Here is a 17,273-nt window from a genome sequence, read left to right as displayed (position 1 = left end):
ACGGATTACCCGAAACCGGTCCGCTTCCTCATTCGCCCCGGAGAACAGACGATGGCATTCAGGCGCAGAAAGAACACGGCCGCGATCCCGCGCACGGTGCCCGCTTTCGAGCACATCGTCACCGAGGCGAGCGACAGTTTCCTGTGGCGGCTCGACGACTATCCCTGGGAGCGCAATGTCTGGAATTTTCATCCGGAATACGAGATCCATCTGCTGAGGAAGTCTTCCGGGGTCGCGCTGGTCGGCGATCACATCGGCGAATTCGGGCCGGGCTACCTGAGCATCGTCGGCGGCGGGCTGCCGCATGACTGGGTGACATCGGTGCAACCCGGCGAGCTGATCGAAGGACGCGACATCGTGCTGCAATTCGATCCGCAGCGGCTGCGCGGCTCGGCGGGACTGCTGCCGGAGCTGCGCGAACTAGAACCGTTCCTGGAGCGATCGCTGCGCGGCATCGTCTTCCATGGCCGCGCCGCGCTCGACGGCGCTGCGCTGATGGAACGGATGGGCACCGTGCACGGGCTCGCCCGGTTTTGCCTCTTCCTCGAACTGGTCGATCTGCTGGCCAGGACAGACGAATACGAGCTTTTGTCCTCGCCGGATTTCTCACCCGCGCTCGACGCAACCTCGCTGGACATCATCCAGCGCACGCTGACCTATCTCTTCCAGCACTTCGCCGAGGACCTGAAGCTGCCGGAGGCGGCGGAGCTGGCGGGGATGAGCGAAAGCACGTTTTCGCGCTTCTTCCAGAAAAACACCGGTAACAGTTTCAGCGACCACATCGCCAAGCTCCGGCTCTGGCAAGCCTGCAAGCTGCTGGCGGACACCGATATTCCGATCACCGACATCTGCTTCCAGGTCGGCTACATGAACATCTCCAACTTCAACCGCGCCTTCCTGCGCAAGCACCGGATGACGCCGTCATCCTACCGCAAGCTGTCGAAGCAGCGGATGACGATGCGCGCCTGAAAACCGGCCTTCCTCACTCCATCGGTACTCATGTGACAGAGGCCGTGCAGGCGGGCCTGATTTTGCAGCGCACAATGCATAAAAGTACAGGTCTGCTGCAACGGGGCTTCTAGCGCGGCCTTTAGCAACTCCTCATTTTGGCGATGGGTGGCTTGTCGCTCGGGCGATGGCGAGGATCGCGCAACCGAAGACTTCCGCTTCCTGCGACTGTTCCTGGAGGAGAAAATCAATGAAACCAATTCGGCTCGCTGCGAGCATAAGCGCAGCTTTCATGCTTACCACGACCCTCTCGACCATGGCGCTGGCGGCGCCGGTCTGCTCGGCGCCGGTCAAGGTGCTGGCGCAACCGCGTGACGGGCTGACGCTGCTGGAGGCGTCCAAGGACGAGTTCCAGAAACTGGCCGGCGCCAGCTTCCAGATCGACTATCTCAACGAGAACGACCGCCGGGCAAAGTCGCGCGCCGATGCGTCCACGGTCGGCAACTACAACGTCTACTATGTCGACGAAGCCAATGTCGCGCTGTTCGCCTCGTCGAAATGGATCGTGCCGCTCACCGACTATTACCCGGCTGACTACGACTACGCCGATTTCGACCCGGGCCGGCAGAAGGTCGCCACCTATGACGGCAAGGTGTGGTTCGCGCCGCTGACCGGCGGCGGCGACCTGATGGTCTACCGCAAGGACATTCTGGAAGCCGCCGGCATCCAGCCGCCGAAGACGCTGGACGAGTTGATCGCCGACGTGCCGAAGCTGACCGATCCCGACAAGGGCATGTACGGCATCGCGCTGCGCGGCGCGCGTGGCTCGGGCGCCAATGTCTGGCGCTGGATGCCGTTCTTCAAGGCCTATGGCGGAAAATGGTTCGACGGTGACAAGCCGGCTTTCAACTCCGAGGCCGCGGTCAAAGCGACCGAGACCTATCTTAAACTGTTCAAGGATTCAGCGCCCGGCACGCAGACCGGCAGCTGGGATGAATCGACCGGCGCCTTCCTGTCGGGCCAGGTTGCCATCTTGGTCGAATCGACGCCACTGTCGGGCATGGCGGTCGACCCGAAGACCTCGCAAGTGGTCGGCAAGATCGGCTTCCTGCCGCCGCCCTCGCCACTGACCGGCGGCGGCTACGGCCACGGCCTCGCCATCGCCGCCAAGGCCAATGCCGATGACGCCGCGAAGCAATGCGCCGGCCTGTTCATCGCCTGGGCGACGTCGAAAGAGAACGAGAAGCGCCGGCTCGACGCGCACCAATTCGGCGAGCTCAACCGCACCAGCGTGCTGTCCAGCAAGGAGTTCGCCGACATCTACGGCGCCGATCTCGGCCAGGCGCTTGCCGATACCGGCAAGGTGACGGCGGTGAACTTCTGGCAGGATCCGCGCTGGCCGGATCTCGGCGACCGCTGGGGCATCATCCTGGAAGAGCTGGTCACCGGCACGCGCACCGACGTCAAGGGCGGCCTCGACGAACTCGAGGCCTACGCCAACGAGCTGGTGAAGAAGAAGTAATCCTCCCGCCCGCGGCGCGCGGTCCACGGCATTCGACCGGATGCCGGGACCTGTGCGCCGCGGGTCTCTCCAAAAGGGCACAGCCCGAGGATAGGCAATGCGCCGACGCTCTTCCCTGCCCGTGACGTTTCTGGTTCCGACGCTCGCCATTCTTCTGGTGCTGTCGATGGTGCCGACGCTGTACGCCATCGTCATTGCGCTGCAGAACCGCGAGCTGAGCTCGTCGGACTATTCCTGGGTCTGGCTGTCGAACTTCATCGACCTGTTCGCCGACCGGCGTTTCCTCAACGCGGTCTGGGTTTCGGTGAAGTGGGAAATCGTCACCGTGGTGGCGACGATGATGGTGGCGATCGGGCTCGGCGTGCTGATGTTCGAAGTAGCGTCGCCGCGGCTGCGCAACATCTACTGCCTGCTGTTCATCATCCCGGTGCTGTTGCCGCGTGTCTCGGCGGCCTTCGTGTGGAAGTTTGCCTATCATCCGCTCTACGGCATCGCTACCTATCCCTACAGGCTGATCACCGGCGGGCTGATCTTCGACCCGCTGTCGAAGCCGTCGACGGCCCTGTTTGCCGTCGCCTCGGTCGATGTCTGGCAGTGGGGACTGTTCTTCGCGGTCATCGTGCTGAAGCTTCTGGAGACCTTGCCGCCGCAGCCGATCGAAGCGGCGCGGCTCGACCACGCCAAACGCTGGCAGATCCATGCCTATGTGACCTTGCCTATGCTGAAGGCGCCGCTGATCAGCCTGATGTTCGTCAAGATGATCGAATCGCTGCGCTCCTTCGACCTGATTTATGTGATGACGCGCGGCGGGCCGGGCGTGGCGACCGAGACACTCGACATGTACGCCTTCTCGCAAGGCTTCATCGAGTCCGGCAAGGTGTCCTACGCCTCGGCCATGGCGGTGCTGATGATGATGGCCACCGTCATCACGTTCACCATGCTGTGGAAGCGGGTGCAGGCATGAAGTCGAATCGCATGAGACCGTATCGCATGAGACCGGGCCGCCTCATCGGCAAGATCATCCTGGCCCTCGCCGGCTTCATGGCGGTGTTTCCGCTCGCCTGGACGGCGGTCAATTCGCTGAAGAACAATGTCGACATCATCACCCGCGTGCCGCGCCTGGTGTTTACCCCGACCTTCGACAACATCAGCTACATCATCGGCCGCGACAGCGTCATGACCGGTCTCTATAACTCGGTCATTTCCTGCGGCGTCGCCGTGCTGATCGGCGTCATGCTCGGCCTTCCGGCAGCCTATGCGGTGGCGCGCTATCCCAACCGCTTCGCTGGGGACATCCAGTTCTTCGTGTTGTCGCTGCGCTTCCTGCCCCCGGTGGCAGTCGCCATTCCGCTGATGGTGATCTGGCTGCAGATCGGGCTCTACGACACCTTGCCGGCGCTGATCGTCACCTATTCGCTGCTCACCATCTCGGTGATCATGTGGCTCGCCATTCCCGCCTTCCAGGCCGTGCCGAAGGAAATCGAGGAAGCCGCTTTCGTCGACGGCTACGGCGCTTACTCGGTGTTCTGGCGCATTGCGCTGCCGGTAGCGGCGCGCTCGCTGATCGGCGCCGTCGCCTTCAGCTTCGTGCTGGTGTGGAACGAATTCCTGATCGCGCTGATGCTGTCCAGTTCCAACGCCAAGACATTGCCGATCGTCGCTTCCGAACTTTCACAGCAAGGCATGAACGTGCCGTGGGGAATCCTCAACGCCTCGGTCGTGCTGTTGTCGCTACCGCCGCTGCTGTTCCTGGGCGTGCTCAGCGGCTTCCTGAATTCCGTTTTCCGGCAAAAAAAGACTTGATGCGAGGACTTACCGATGCGGGCACTGGTGCTTGAGAAAAAAGGCGAACTGTCGTTGCGCGAGATCGCGCTGCCGCTCGACGTCGGACCGGGCGATGTCAAGATAGCCATCCACACGGTCGGCGTCTGCGGCAGCGACGTGCACTATTACACGCATGGCGCGATCGGCAGCTATGTGGTGCGGGCTCCGATGGTGCTTGGCCACGAAGCCGCGGGAACGATCGTCGAGGTCGGCGCCAATGTCGGCACGCTGAAGGTCGGCGACCGCGTCTGCATGGAGCCGGGCGTGCCGAACCTGTCGTCGCGCGCGACGAGGCTCGGCATCTATAATGTCGATCCCGATGTCAGCTTCTGGGCGACACCGCCGGTGCATGGCGTGCTGGCGCCCTATGCGGTGCACCCGGCCGCCTTCACCTACAGACTGCCGGACAATGTCACCTTCGCCGAAGGCGCGATGGTCGAACCCTTTGCCATCGGCATGCAGGCGGCGAGCCGCGCCCGCATCGTGCCTGGCGACGTCGCCGTCGTCGTCGGCTGCGGCCCGATCGGCATCATGATCGCGCTGGCGGCGCTGGCCGGCGGCTGCTCGAAGGTGCTGATCTCCGATTTTTCCGCACCCAAGCTCGAGATTGCCGCACAATATCCCGGCATCGTGCCGGTCAATATCAGCGAGCAATCGCTGGTCGACGCAGTCTCCGCCGCGACCGACAATTGGAGCGCGGATATCGTGTTCGAGGCGAGCGGCAGCCCGAAGGCATTCGCCGACCTGTTCGATGTCGTGCGGCCGGGCGGCGCGGTGGTGCTGGTCGGACTGCCGGTCGAACCGGTCAGCCTCAACGTTCCGGCGGCCATCTCCAAGGAAGTGCGCATCGAGACGGTGTTCCGTTACGCCAACATCTTCGACCGCGCGCTGCAGCTGATCGCCTCGGGGAAGGTCGACCTCAAGCCGCTGATCACCGGCACTTATGATTTCTCGGACAGCATCGAGGCCTTCGAGCGGGCGGCGCAAGGCAAGCCGCAAGACGTCAAGCTGCAAATCCTTCTTACCGGCGAGAAGGGCTGACCATGTCCGCGATCGTTTGCTCCCATGTCGACAAGGCTTACGGCGCCACCACCGTCATCCGCGACCTCAATCTCTCGATCGAGGAGCACGAATTCGTCGTATTCCTCGGCCCGTCCGGCTGCGGCAAGTCGACCTTGCTCAGGATGCTGGCCGGACTGGAGGATATCAGCGGCGGGGAAGTGTCGATCGGCGGCAAAGTGGTCAACGATCTCGAGCCCGGCGAGCGCGGCATTGCCATGGTTTTCCAGAACTATGCGCTCTACCCGCATATGACGATCTTCGACAACATCGCCTTTGGGCTCAAGCGACAGAAAGTGCCCCCGGCCGAGATCCGGAAGCGAGTCGAGGCGGTGGCAACGACGCTCGGCCTCGAACCTTACCTCGCCCGCAAGCCGACCGAACTTTCCGGCGGCCAGCAGCAGCGCGTGGCGATTGCGCGCGCCATGATCAAGACGCCGAAAGTGTTCCTGTTCGACGAGCCGCTGTCCAATCTAGATGCCAAACTGCGCAACCACATGCGGGTCGAGATCGCCCGGCTGCATCAGTCGCTGAAGACCACCACCGTCTATGTCACCCACGATCAGTTGGAAGCGATGACGCTGGCCGACCGGATCGTGCTGCTCAGGGATGGCGTTATCGAACAGATCGGCTCGCCTGCGGAGATCTATCGCCAGCCGGGCAATCTGTTCGTCGCCGGCTTCATCGGTACGCCGAACATGAATTTCATCGACGTGGCCGTCGGGCGGAAGGACGAACGCTGGACGCTGACAGACGGCGGCTCGAGCTTCTCCATAGAAGGCTCGGGCTTCGATCTACGCGGCGTCCAGCGCGCCGTGCTTGGAATCCGACCGCCGGACCTGAAGACCGCCGGCGCTCAGAGCATCAATCTTCTGCAAGGCACCGCCGACCTCATCGAGTTCCATGGCAATGACGCGCTGGTGACGTTCGCCTGCGGCGGCAAGGAGGTCGGCGCATTGGTATCGGCCCGCGAATGCCCGGCGTTGCGCGCGCCTGTGCGCTACACATTCGAGGAGGAGAGCGTGCATCTGTTCGACTCGGCGACCGGCGCATCCTTGCGCCGGCGAGAGGAGGCCTAGATTTGGTACGCAATTCCGGACGGAAAACCGTTTCACATTTTTCGTGGAATTGCTCTAGCTGATGGCGTCGAGCTCCTGCCGCTGGCGGTGCATTTCGAGGAAAATCCTGTAGTCGCGGTCGAAGCGGCCTGACGCGGCCCGGTTCGAGGTGCGCGCCCTGCCGCCTTGCTGCATGGCGACGCAAGCGGCATTCAGGTCCGGGAACAGACCGGCCGCGGTGGCGGCGACCATGCCGGTGCCGAGCAGAACGGCTTCGTCGGCCAGCGGCTCGATTACCGCGCAGCCGGTCGCGTCGGCATAAAGCTCCATCAGCAACGGGTTCTTGGTGTGGCCGCCGGTGACATGCAGCGTGTCGATGAGATAGCCGTTCTCGTTCAGCGCCTCCAGCACATGGCGCACGCCGAGCGCGATGCCGACGGCGGTGCGCCAATACAGCTTGCACAGACTGTCGAAGGAGGAATCCAGCGTCAGCCCGCTGACCACGCCGACGGCATGCGGGTCGGCAAGCGGCGAGCGGTTGCCGTGGAAATCCGGCAGCACATGCAACCTCGCCGCCAGCTTGTCGCCTTCGGTGCTGCGCAGTTCAGCGACGCGCCTGGCGATCTTGGCATGCATGGCCGCATCCGGCTCGCCGCCGGCGCCATGCCAGCGGATGATGTGGTCGAGCAAGGCACCAGTGGCCGACTGTCCGCCTTCCGACAGCCACAGCTTTGGCAGTGCGGCGCCATAGTATGGACCCCAGACGCCGGCGAAAGGCTGCGGGTCGGGCGACATCGCCATGACGCAGGACGAGGTGCCGGCGATCAATGCCAGATGGCGGCCGATATTCTGCTCGTCGCCAGCAAAGCCGCCGAGCACGCCAAGCGCGCCGGCATAGGCATCGATGACGCCGGCGCCGACCCGACAGTTTTCGCTCAAGCCCAACTCCGCCGCCGCTTCAGGGGTGAGCGTGCCGATGTCGGCACCGACAGCACTTGCCTTCTCCGGCAGGCTGCCGTGTTCGAACAGATCGCCAAGCCCGACCCTGTCGAAGAAGTCACGGCGCCAGCCGGTTTCCTCATGCGCCAGATAGGTCCATTTGGCGGTCAGCGTGCATTGCGAGCGCGCCAGCGACCCGGTCGCCTTCCAGGTCAGGAAATCGGTGAGGTCGAACAGGTAGCCGGCTTCATGCCAAGTTCCCGGCAGATTGCGCTTCAGCCACATCAGCTTCGGCGTCGCCATTTCCGGCGACATGACGCCACCGATATAGTCGAGTACGGCGTGGCCGCTATCGGTGCATTCATCTGCCTCGGCGATGGCGCGATGGTCGAGCCAGACGATGGTGTCCCAGCGCCGTTCGCCCGTCACCGAGACGCTGAGCTGGCCGGCATTCCTGTCCAGCACCACCAGCGAGCAGGTGGCGTCGAACGACATGCCGACAATATCGTCGGCTGACACACCGGCCTTTTCGCGCGCGGCACGCACCGCGATGCAGACCGCCGACCAGATATCCTGCGAATTGTGCTCGGCGTGATCGGCCTTCGGCTGGTTCATGACGATCGGATGCTCGGCGCGGCCGAGCAAGGTGCCTGACGTATCGAGAATGCCCGCGCGGGCGCTCCCGGTGCCGACATCGACCGCGCAAACGAAGCTTTTCGTCAAGATGCTTTTACTCTCGCTCCCTAGAGCCGGATGATTTCAGGTCTGTTCGACCCGAAATCTGAATCCGTCTCTAAATCAAAGAAGTAGAGCATGATGTCGTTCCGAAAACCGATTCACACTTTTCGGCATCATGCTCTAGCCTGCAATCAGATCGGGCAATTGCAGCATGTCCGCGAATATAAAGTCCGGTTCACTCGACGCAAGCCGCGCTTTCAAGGCCGGGTTGCCGGCGTGCGAACCGCCGGTGAAAGCAAAGACGCGCATGCCGGCCGCACGCGCCGCCGCGATGCCGGCAGGGCTGTCCTCGATTACGATGCAATTACCGGGATGCGCGCCCATGGCGGCGGCGGCATGGAGAAAAAGATCCGGCGCCGGCTTGCCGCGCGCGACCATGGCAGCGCTGAACAGATGGGGCTCGAGCAGGCCGAGCAGGCCGGTAACGTCGAGCGCATAGCGAATGCGGTCGAGCGTGCCGGAGGAAGCGACGCAGCAGGGCACGCCCAGCCTCGGCAGGATGTCGCTGATGCCGGGAATCGGCTTCAGCTCCTCGCGGAATTTGCGCATCAGCTCGACGCGCATATCGGTCAGATGCACGTCGGTGATGTCGATGGTGAAATCGCGAAGAAGTATCTCGCGCACGCTCTTCATGCTCTTGCCGAGGAAATGCTCGTAGGCCGCATCCTCGCTGACCGAGCCCCCGGCGGCAGAGATCATGCCGAGCAGAGCCGAAACCGACAGCGCCTCGCTGTCGACCAGCACGCCGTCACAGTCGAAGATGACCAGTTCGGGCGTCATTGCGGCTGGCGTCAGAGCTTGCCGGAGATGTAGCGCGTCAGCGTCGCGCGCGTGCCATTCGCCCACAAGACGTTGAGCGCATGGGCAAAGGCCTCGGCGAACGCCGCCGAGCGGCCGACATCGCCATAGATGTCCTCCATCGCAAGCCAGGCGCCGGGCGCATCCTTCGCCGCCTTGGCGGTTGCCTGCAGCCGGTCCCAGCTGGGATCGTTGGCTTCGATGTCGGCGCCGCTGTCGGTGGTGCCGAAGCAATAGCGGCACCACAGCGCCGATTCCAGCGCGAGACCCGCAACGCTCTTCCCGGCTTTCAGCCGGTCGGCGATGGTCGGGATGATGAATTTCGGCTGCCGGTTGGAACCGTCGAGGCAAAGCCGGCGGATGGTGTCGCCGATCTTGGGGTTGGAAAAGCGGTGCTCGATGAGCTGGTAATAATCCTCCAGCACGGTGTCCGGCACCGGCGGCACGGTCGGGATGATCTCGTCATGCTCGAGCTTGGCGAGGAAGCCGCGCACCAGCGGCTCCTGCATCGCCTCATGGACGAAATGGATGTCCATCAACCCTGCGGGATAAGCGATCGTGGCATGACCGCCATTGAGGATGCGGATCTTCATCAGCTCATAGGGCGCGACATCCCTCACGAATTGCACACCGACCTTTTCCAGCGGCGGGCGGCCGTCGGTGAAATGATCCTCCAGCACCCATTGCCTGAACGGCTCGCAGAACACCGGCCAGTTGTCCTCGAGGCCGAACTCGGTGGCGAGAATGCCGCGCTCGCGGTCGGAGGTGGCGGGGGTGATGCGGTCGACCATGCCGTTGGGAAAGGCGACATTGTCGCTGACCCAGTTTGCCAGATCCTCATCGATCAGCCGGGCCAGCCCAATGACGCCATCCGAGGTGACATGGCCATTGTGAGGGATGTTGTCGCAGGACATGACGGTGAACGGCACGATGCCGTCGGCGCGGCGGCGCATCAGGCCCGCAAGGATGAGGCCGAACACCGTCTTCGGCGTCGTGCCTGCCTGTGCGTCGGCGACGATGTCGGGGTGGGTCGGGTTGAACTTGCCCGAGGCCGGATCGATGAAATAACCGCCTTCCGTGATGGTCAGCGAGACGATCTTGATCGCCGGATCGGCGAGCTGGTCGATGATGGCATCCGCATCGCCGGGCGTCAGGAAGTCGATCATGACGCCGGTGACGCGGGCGCTCATATGGTCGGAATCCTGCTCGACCACTGTCGTCAGCCAGTCCTGCTCCTGCAGCTTGGAACGGCCGAGCTTTTCGCCCTCGAAGACCCCCGCGCCGACCAGAGCCCAGTCATGGCCGATCCCTGCATTGAAGAGATCGTCGAGATAGACCGCCTGATGCGAGCGATGGAAATTGCCGACGCCGAAATGCACGATACCGGGTTTGAGCGCAGCGCGGTCGTATTTCGGACCGGCGACCTTGGCGGGGAGTTCCGAGAGGATCGAGGAGGAGAGTTTCACGGTCATTTTTCTACCCTTTTGGCCGGGCTGCGGCCTTCGTGATCCCGGCCCATCAACTCATCCATTGGCCGCCATCGACATTGTAGGTCTGGGCGACGATGTACTCGGCGTCGTCGCTGGCCAGGAACACCGCCATGCCGGTCAGGTCCTCCGGCTTGCCCATGCGGCCATAGGGCACGCCCTCGCCGACCAGCCGCTTCTTCTCGCCCTTCGGCCGGTTCTCATATTTGGCGAACAGCGCATCGACCTCATCCCACATATCGCTGTCGACGACGCCGGGCGCGATGCCATTGACGTTGATGCGGTGCTTGATCAGGTCGAGCCCGGCGGACTGGGTCAGCGAGATGACGGCGGCCTTGGTGGCGCAATAGACGGCGACCAGCGGCTCGCCGCGCCGTCCTGCCTGGCTGGCGATGTTGATGATCTTGCCGCCCTTGTCCCTTGCGATCATCGAACGCGCCGCTGCCTGCAGCATGAACAAGGTGCCGGCGACGTTGACGGAGAACAATTTGTCGTAGCTTGCTTTGGTGATCTCGACGATCGGCGCCAGGTCGAACAAGGCAGCGTTGTTGATCAGTATGTCGAGGCCGCCGGTCTTTGTTTCGACCGCATTGACCGCCGCATGGATCGAAGCAAGGTCGCTGACGTCGAGCCTGACCGGATAGGAGTTGGCGCCAATCTCGGCGGCCGTCTTTTCGGCAGCCGCCAGATTGATATCGGCAATGGCCACCGTGGCACCCTCGCGCGTATAGGCTTCGGCAAAAGCCCTGCCGATGCCGCGCGCGGATCCGGTGATCAGCGCCGATTTGCCTTTCAGTCTCACTGCGTCAGCGCCTTTCCGTCGGGGCCGAAGCGATGCATGCGGACCTTGTCGGGCGTCAAATAGATGGTGTCGCCGTGGCGTACTGACAGTTCGCCATCGGCGCGTACCGTCAGCGGACCGACGCCGTCGGCCTGGACATGCAGGAAGGTGTCGGAGCCCAGATGCTCGGCGACGCCGACAAGGGCTTTCCAGTCGCCCGCTGTGGTCGATATCCCCATATGCTCAGGACGAATACCGATGGTCTTGGCGTTGTATTTGGCCGCCGGCGCACCTTCGATCAGGTTCATTTTCGGCGAACCGATGAAGCCCGCCACGAACAGGTTCTTCGGCGACTTGTAGAGTTCCATCGGCGAGCCGACCTGTTCGATGTTGCCGGCGTTGAGCACGACGATCTTGTCGGCCATGGTCATGGCTTCGATCTGGTCGTGGGTGACGTAGACCATCGTCGTCTTGAGCTGATGGTGCAGCTCGCTGATTTCGAGCCGCATGGTGCCGCGCAGTGCGGCGTCGAGATTGGACAGCGGCTCGTCGAACAGGAATGCCGAGGGCTGGCGCACGATGGCGCGGCCGATGGCGACGCGTTGCCGCTGGCCGCCAGAGAGCTGGCCGGGCCGGCGTTCGAGATAGTTGGTGAGGTTGAGGACCCGGGCTGCGTCCTTCACCTTCTTGTCGATCGTCGCCACATCCTCGCCCGCCATCTTCAGCGGGAAGCCGATGTTCTTGGCCACCGTCATATGCGGATAGAGCGCATAGGACTGGAATACCATGGCCAGCTTGCGCTTGGCCGGCGCCTCGCCGGTGACGTCACGGCCATCGATGTTGATGGTGCCCCCGCTGGTGTCCTCGAGCCCGGCGATGAGGCGCAGCAACGTGGACTTGCCGCAACCCGACGGCCCGACGAAGACGACGAACTCGCCATTCTCGATGACCAGGTCGAGGCCTGGAATGATGACCGTCGATCCGAAATGCTTGGAGACGTTCTTGAGCGTGATGTTTCCCATGGTTTCCTCCCCGAGGGGTTATTTGGCCGGATTGCTTCAGGCAACGTCCGTTATTTTACCGCACCGAAGGTCAGCCCGCGCACCAGCTGCTTCTGGCTGAACCAGCCCATGATCAGGATGGGCGCGATGGCCAGCGTCGATGCCGCCGAAAGCTTGGCCCAGAACAGGCCTTGCGGGCTTGAGAACGAACTGATGAAGGCCGTCAGCGGCGCCGCCTCGGTGGTGGTCAGGCGGATGGTCCAGAACGCTTCGTTCCACGCCAGGATGATGTTGAGCAGCATGGTCGAGGCGATGCCCGGCACGGCCATGGGGGTCAGCACATAGACGATCTCGCCCCACAGGGTGGCGCCGTCCATGCGTGCCGCTTCCAGGATCTCGCCGGGGATTTCGCGGAAGTAGGTGTAGAGCATCCAGATCACGATCGGCAGGTTGATCAGCATCAGCATGATCATCAGGCCGATGCGGCTGTCGAGCAGTCCGGCATCGCGGAAGATGAGGTAGATCGGGAACAGCACGGCAACGGCCGGCATCATCTTGGTCGAGAGCATCCACATCAGGATGTCCTTGGTCCACTTGCCCGGCGAGAAGGCCATCGACCAGGCGGCCGGAACCGCGACGATCAGGGCCAGGATGGTCGAGCCGACCGAGAGCAGCACCGAGTTGAAGAAGAACTTGAAGTAGCCGCTCTGCGCCTGGACCTCGGTATAGCTCTCGAACGTCCCCGACGGGATCAGCGCGAAGCCCTGGATGGCCTCCTGCTCCGACTTGAACGAGGTGATGATCGTGTAGAGGATCGGGAAGAAGATCAGCAGCGCGACGATCCAGGCGGCGCCTGTCGCAATGACCTTGTGTTGGGTGGTGACTGCACGTGCCATCGTATCCTCCCTTACTTGTCCAGGTTCTTGCCGACCGCGCGCATGGCGAAGAAGGCGACGATGTTGGCGAGAATGACGGCGATGACACCGCCGGCCGATGCCTGGCCGATTTTGAACTCCAGCAATGCCTTCTGGTAGACGAGGAAGGGCAGGTTGGTGGAGGCATAGCCGGGTCCGCCATTGGTGGTGACCAGGATTTCGGCATAGACCGACAGCAGGAAGATGGTCTGGATCAGGATGACAACGGTGATGGCGCGCGACATGTGCGGCAGCGTCAGATAGATGAAGCGGCTGACGAAGCCGGCGCCGTCCATCTCGGCGGCTTCCTTCTGCTCGCCGTCGAGCGACTGCAGGGCGGTCAAAAGGATCAGCGTTGCGAAGGGCAGCCATTGCCAGGCGACGATGATGATGATGGCCAGCATCGGATGCTGCCCGAACCAGTCGATTGGCTGGGCGCCGAAGAAGCGCGCAATGTCGGCAAAGACGCCGTATTGCGGGTGCATGATCATGTTCTTCCAGACAAGTGCAGCCACCGGCGGCATGACGAAGAACGGAGAGATGACGAGGATGCGCACGATCCCCTGTCCCCACATCGGCTGATCGATCAACAGCGCCAGCATGATGCCGCCGATGACGGTGATCAGCAGCACGCTGCCCACCAGGACCAGCGTGTTGAGGATCGACTGCAGGAATGCCGGGTTGGAATAGAACAGCGAGTAATTCGAGAACCAGACAAACCCGTCGCGGATCGGATTGAGCGGATTGTACTGCTGGAAGGAGAACCAGATCGTGAGTGCCAGCGGCACGATCATCCAGACGAACAGCAGCACCACGGATGGCGCCAACATAAAGCGGGCAAGCGAACGGGTCTGCTGAGTAGCCATGACGGTCACCCTTCACTAGTCGGACTGAATTTTCACAGCGGGGAAAAAGCGGCCGCCCGAACTGGGACTCGGGCGGCCATCGCCGGTCAGGAGGCGACCGGCGTTCGGCACCGGGAGGAGCCTTACTTGATATAACCGCCTTCGGTCATGGTCGCCGTGGCGGCGTCCTGCGCCTGCTTGAGCGCGTCGTCTACGCTGGTCTGGCCGGCGAGCGCCGCCGAGAACAGCTGGCCAACGGTTGTGCCGAGGCCCTGGAACTCAGGAATGGCGACGAACTGCACACCGACATAGGGCACCGGCTTGACCGTCGGATGCGCCGGATCGGCGGCATTGATCGAGTCCAGCGTCATCTTGGCGAACGGGGCCGCCTTCTGGTACTCGGGATTGGCGTAGAGCGAGGAACGCGTTCCCGGAGGAACGTTGGCCCAGCCTTCCTTGGAAGCGACCAGTTCGGCATAGTGCTTGCTGGTTGCCCATGAGACGAACTTCTGGGCGGATTCCGCCTTCTGCGTGCCTGCGGGGATCGCCAGCGACCAGGCCCAGAGCCAGTTGGCGCGCTTGCCGAGGCCATTGTCCGGCGCCAAAGCATAACCGACCTTGTCGGCCACCTTCGAGGCCTTCGGATCCGAGACGAAGGACGCCGCCACGGTGGCGTCGATCCACATGCCGCACTTGCCTTGCTGGAACAGAGCCAGATTCTCGTTGAAGCCGTTGGACGAAGCGCCTTCCGGACCGTCGGCCTTCATCAGGTCGACATAGAACTGCAGTGTGTTCTTCCATTCCGGCTGGTCGAACTGCGGCTTCCAGTTCTCGTCGAACCAGCGGGCGCCAAACGAGTTGGACATGGCCGTCAGGAACGCCGTGTTCTCGCCCCAGCCGGCCTTGCCGCGCAGGCATACGCCGTTCACGCCATTGGCGCGGTCGGTCATCTTGTCGGCGGCCTGCTTAATGAAGTCCCAGGTCGGGGCATCGGGCATGGTCAGCCCGGCCTTCTCGATCAGGTCCTTGCGGTACATGACGAAGGAGCTTTCGCCGTAGAAGGGCGCGGCATAGAGCTTGCCGTCGACCGACAGGCCGCCGGCGATGGCCGGGATGATGTCCTTGGCGTCATAGTCGTCGCCGAGCTTGTCGAGCGGCAACAGCCAGCTCTGCTTGGCCCAGATCGGAACCTCGTAGGTGCCGATGGTCATAACGTCATACTGGCCGCCCTTGGTGGCGATGTCGGTGGTGACGCGCTCGCGCAGCACGTTCTCTTCGAGCGTGACCCAGTTGAGCGTGACGTCGGGGTTAGCCTTGGTGAAGTCGTCGGTCAGCTTTTGCATGCGGACCATGTCGCCATTGTTGACCGTGGCGATGGTGATGGATTCGGCGTGTGCGGCAAAAGCGAAAGCGCTGGCCGACAACAAGCCCAGGGTGAGCGTGCGCAGTTTCATCAAATTCCTCCCATGAACCAAGATGAGCATTTGCCTTGGTAATGGGCAATTACTCACTTGGCATAAATTATGTCAAGCCAGATTCGATGCTGCAGCGCAGCACGCAAGGCGGAGCGCGGCGTTGCGCGCGTAGAGGATATTGAACGGATTTGGGAAGCTGTTTGCACGGGATGTGAGAGCGGGTAGATGCCGACCCATCGCAACCCAATCATGGCGCCAAGGGAGCGATGGGGCCCAGCCCGTCAGCCGTGGGACGGGTAGCTTCCGACGGAATATTCGAAAACCCTGCCGTCGCGTGTTTGCTTGGCTCTGGTCAGCACTTCCGTCACCTGGATCCAGCTGGGCTCGTCCTTGCGCAGCCTAACTTCCCGGCCGATTGCCTTCACGGCAGCTTGAAACGGCGTAAATGCTTCGATCACCTGCGTCGTGCGCACGGTGTTGTTTTCGATTTCTTCGACGCGATAGACTTTCATCAGCCGGCTGATCGACCCTGTTTCAATCTGCAGACGATTGATCCTGCTCAATTGGGTCGTCACAAGCACAAGCCTATGCCGGGCGAGTGATATCGACAGCGTTTTTGTCAAGCTTGGTTAACCGGGTGGCCCGATCGCAGCTGTTTGTCCGCGAAAGCGAGCATTCGTCGCGGATCCATGGCTCGCTTTGCATCTCGGAAATCAATCCGCGAGTCGCTCGCCCTCAGGCGCAGGCGATCTCGGCCAGGATCCAGTCCCGGAAGGCTTTTATCTTCGGCACGTTGCGACGCGCCGTCGGGTAGACCAGCCAATAGGCGTGGCCGTCGTCGCCGACTAGGTCGAAGGGCTGGATCAGGCGGCCGGCGGCGAGCTCGGTCTTGAACAATGCGGTGGTCAGGATCGCCACACCATGGCCGGCGATGGCCGCGTTCGCCTCATAGGCCTGCGCGCCCATGCTGGTGCCGGTGCGCCTGGCAAGTTCGTCCGCCGGGACGCCGGCAAGGGCGAACCATTCCCGCCACCAGATGTCGCCGGGATCGAGAATGGGCAGCTTGAACAGGTCGGCGGGTTCGTGGACGCCACCTATGGTGGCAGCGAGTGCCGGGCTCAGCACCGGGGTGAAATCGGCCTTGAACAAAAGATGGGTCTCCACTCCAGGCCACTTGCCGCTGCCGGAGCGGATAGCGATGTCCATGTCCTCGCGGGCAAAATCGATCACCCTGTTCGAGGTATCGACGCGCACCGCCAGCGACGGATGCGCGACCTGGAAGGAGCCGAGATGCTGCGCCAGCCAGTTCGAGGCGAAGGTCAGCAGCGTCGAGACACACAGCACACCATCGGCGCCCCCACGCGCGGCGGAATAGGCGCTTGAGAGCAGGCTGAACGCCTCGCTGACGGCGGGCGCCAGGCGCTGGCCGGGTTCCGTCAGCACAATCTGTCGCGGCTGGCGCAGGAACAGCGGCGAACCGATGCGCTCTTCCAGAAGCTTGATCTGATAACTGGCGGCGGCCTGCGTCATGCCGAGTTCCTGCGCGGCCTTGGTGAAGGAGAGATGCCGCGCGACGGCTTCGAACACCCTGATGGCCTGCAGCGGCGGCAACTGAGCGAGCTGTGGTGCCTTGAGATCGGGCATAAGCCCTCCTTATGGGTCGTGATCGACGTTTGATTGGCGGCAAGAGGCAATCAGGCCGATATCTGGTGTCAACGATCAATCAAGTTCAAGCATAGCGGAGGCTGAAGATCATGACCACGGTACAGCAAAAGCTCCATTCGACCCCGGCGCAGAGCTGGTTTTCCCTGCTGGTGCATGAATTTTCCCTGCTTGTGCACCGCCGACGCGGCTACGTCGACGTCCGGGAGTTGTCGCCGCATCTGCAGCGCGACATGGGTTTCCTCGATGGAAATGATGTTTGCGGACGGCACAAATAGCAGT

Annotated in this window: 17 protein-coding genes; 7 read left to right on the top strand and 10 right to left on the bottom strand. The window is 62.7% G+C overall.

Annotated elements, in window-relative coordinates; all coding sequences use genetic code 11:
* Positions 1–51: 51 nt before the first annotated feature.
* The 6 genes from NLY44_RS24145 (at position 52) to NLY44_RS24120 (ending at position 6,432) form a co-directional block, all read left to right on the top strand.
* Entirely contained in the window at positions 52–969 is a 918-nt protein-coding gene (locus NLY44_RS24145; protein ID WP_023671262.1) for an AraC family transcriptional regulator, read from the top strand.
* Positions 970–1,198: 229 nt separating this feature from the next.
* On the top strand, positions 1,199–2,470 hold the full coding sequence (locus NLY44_RS24140; RefSeq protein ID WP_023693095.1) for an ABC transporter substrate-binding protein: 1,272 nt from the start codon (positions 1,199–1,201) through the stop codon (positions 2,468–2,470).
* Between the two features lie 97 nt (positions 2,471–2,567).
* A complete protein-coding gene (locus NLY44_RS24135) occupies positions 2,568–3,434 on the top strand; it encodes a carbohydrate ABC transporter permease (protein ID WP_023671260.1) in 867 nt (288 codons plus the stop codon).
* Positions 3,435–3,460: 26 nt separating this feature from the next.
* The gene (locus tag NLY44_RS24130; protein WP_023806251.1) at positions 3,461–4,273 is read left to right on the top strand and encodes a carbohydrate ABC transporter permease; all 813 of its coding nucleotides are present in this window, start codon (positions 3,461–3,463) and stop codon (positions 4,271–4,273) included.
* A gap of 15 nt (positions 4,274–4,288) precedes the next feature.
* Positions 4,289–5,335, top strand: a complete 1,047-nt coding sequence (locus NLY44_RS24125) for an NAD(P)-dependent alcohol dehydrogenase (protein WP_023806252.1) — start codon at positions 4,289–4,291, stop codon at positions 5,333–5,335.
* Between the two features lie 2 nt (positions 5,336–5,337).
* Positions 5,338–6,432, top strand: coding sequence for an ABC transporter ATP-binding protein (locus NLY44_RS24120; RefSeq protein ID WP_023729774.1), 1,095 nt, complete (start codon positions 5,338–5,340; stop codon positions 6,430–6,432).
* A 54-nt stretch (positions 6,433–6,486) separates the two neighbouring features.
* On the opposite strand, the gene NLY44_RS24115 is transcribed toward NLY44_RS24120, so the two are convergent.
* The 10 genes from NLY44_RS24115 to NLY44_RS24070 form a co-directional block, all read right to left on the bottom strand.
* Positions 6,487–8,073 carry an FGGY-family carbohydrate kinase gene (locus NLY44_RS24115; RefSeq protein WP_023806253.1) on the bottom strand — a complete coding sequence of 529 codons (1,587 nt, stop codon included), beginning with the start codon at positions 8,071–8,073 and terminating at the stop codon, positions 6,487–6,489.
* A 135-nt stretch (positions 8,074–8,208) separates the two neighbouring features.
* On the bottom strand, positions 8,209–8,868 hold the full coding sequence (locus tag NLY44_RS24110; protein ID WP_023689170.1) for an HAD family hydrolase: 660 nt from the start codon (positions 8,866–8,868) through the stop codon (positions 8,209–8,211).
* 11 nt (positions 8,869–8,879) lie between these two features.
* Positions 8,880–10,358: a mannitol dehydrogenase family protein gene (locus tag NLY44_RS24105; protein ID WP_023806254.1), complete on the bottom strand. Its 1,479-nt coding sequence runs from the start codon at positions 10,356–10,358 to the stop codon at positions 8,880–8,882.
* 46 nt (positions 10,359–10,404) lie between these two features.
* Positions 10,405–11,175, bottom strand: a complete 771-nt coding sequence (locus NLY44_RS24100) for an L-iditol 2-dehydrogenase (RefSeq protein ID WP_023806255.1) — start codon at positions 11,173–11,175, stop codon at positions 10,405–10,407.
* Positions 11,172–12,176 (bottom strand): ABC transporter ATP-binding protein, encoded by a 1,005-nt coding sequence (locus tag NLY44_RS24095; RefSeq protein ID WP_023806256.1) that lies wholly within the window; start codon positions 12,174–12,176, stop codon positions 11,172–11,174. The genes NLY44_RS24100 and NLY44_RS24095 overlap by 4 nt, the downstream gene beginning before the upstream one ends.
* Before the next feature lie 50 nt (positions 12,177–12,226).
* Positions 12,227–13,051 carry a carbohydrate ABC transporter permease gene (locus tag NLY44_RS24090; protein WP_023671250.1) on the bottom strand — a complete coding sequence of 275 codons (825 nt, stop codon included), beginning with the start codon at positions 13,049–13,051 and terminating at the stop codon, positions 12,227–12,229.
* An 11-nt stretch (positions 13,052–13,062) separates the two neighbouring features.
* Positions 13,063–13,935 carry a carbohydrate ABC transporter permease gene (locus tag NLY44_RS24085; protein ID WP_023671249.1) on the bottom strand — a complete coding sequence of 291 codons (873 nt, stop codon included), beginning with the start codon at positions 13,933–13,935 and terminating at the stop codon, positions 13,063–13,065.
* A 122-nt stretch (positions 13,936–14,057) separates the two neighbouring features.
* Positions 14,058–15,368: an ABC transporter substrate-binding protein gene (locus NLY44_RS24080; RefSeq protein WP_023806257.1), complete on the bottom strand. Its 1,311-nt coding sequence runs from the start codon at positions 15,366–15,368 to the stop codon at positions 14,058–14,060.
* 242 nt (positions 15,369–15,610) lie between these two features.
* On the bottom strand, positions 15,611–15,952 hold the full coding sequence (locus NLY44_RS24075; RefSeq protein WP_155923262.1) for a hypothetical protein: 342 nt from the start codon (positions 15,950–15,952) through the stop codon (positions 15,611–15,613).
* A gap of 112 nt (positions 15,953–16,064) precedes the next feature.
* Positions 16,065–16,973: a LysR substrate-binding domain-containing protein gene (locus tag NLY44_RS24070; RefSeq protein WP_023671245.1), complete on the bottom strand. Its 909-nt coding sequence runs from the start codon at positions 16,971–16,973 to the stop codon at positions 16,065–16,067.
* A gap of 110 nt (positions 16,974–17,083) precedes the next feature.
* On the opposite strand from NLY44_RS24070, the gene NLY44_RS24065 reads away from it, so the two are divergent.
* The gene (locus NLY44_RS24065) at positions 17,084–17,269 is read left to right on the top strand and encodes a hypothetical protein (protein WP_023689164.1); all 186 of its coding nucleotides are present in this window, start codon (positions 17,084–17,086) and stop codon (positions 17,267–17,269) included.
* Positions 17,270–17,273: the final 4 nt, after the last annotated feature.

This window comes from Mesorhizobium sp. C089B (assembly GCF_030323125.1).
In the GTDB taxonomy this organism is placed as follows: Bacteria; Pseudomonadota; Alphaproteobacteria; order Rhizobiales; family Rhizobiaceae; genus Mesorhizobium.
This window is presented reverse-complemented; position numbering and strand designations above follow the sequence as displayed.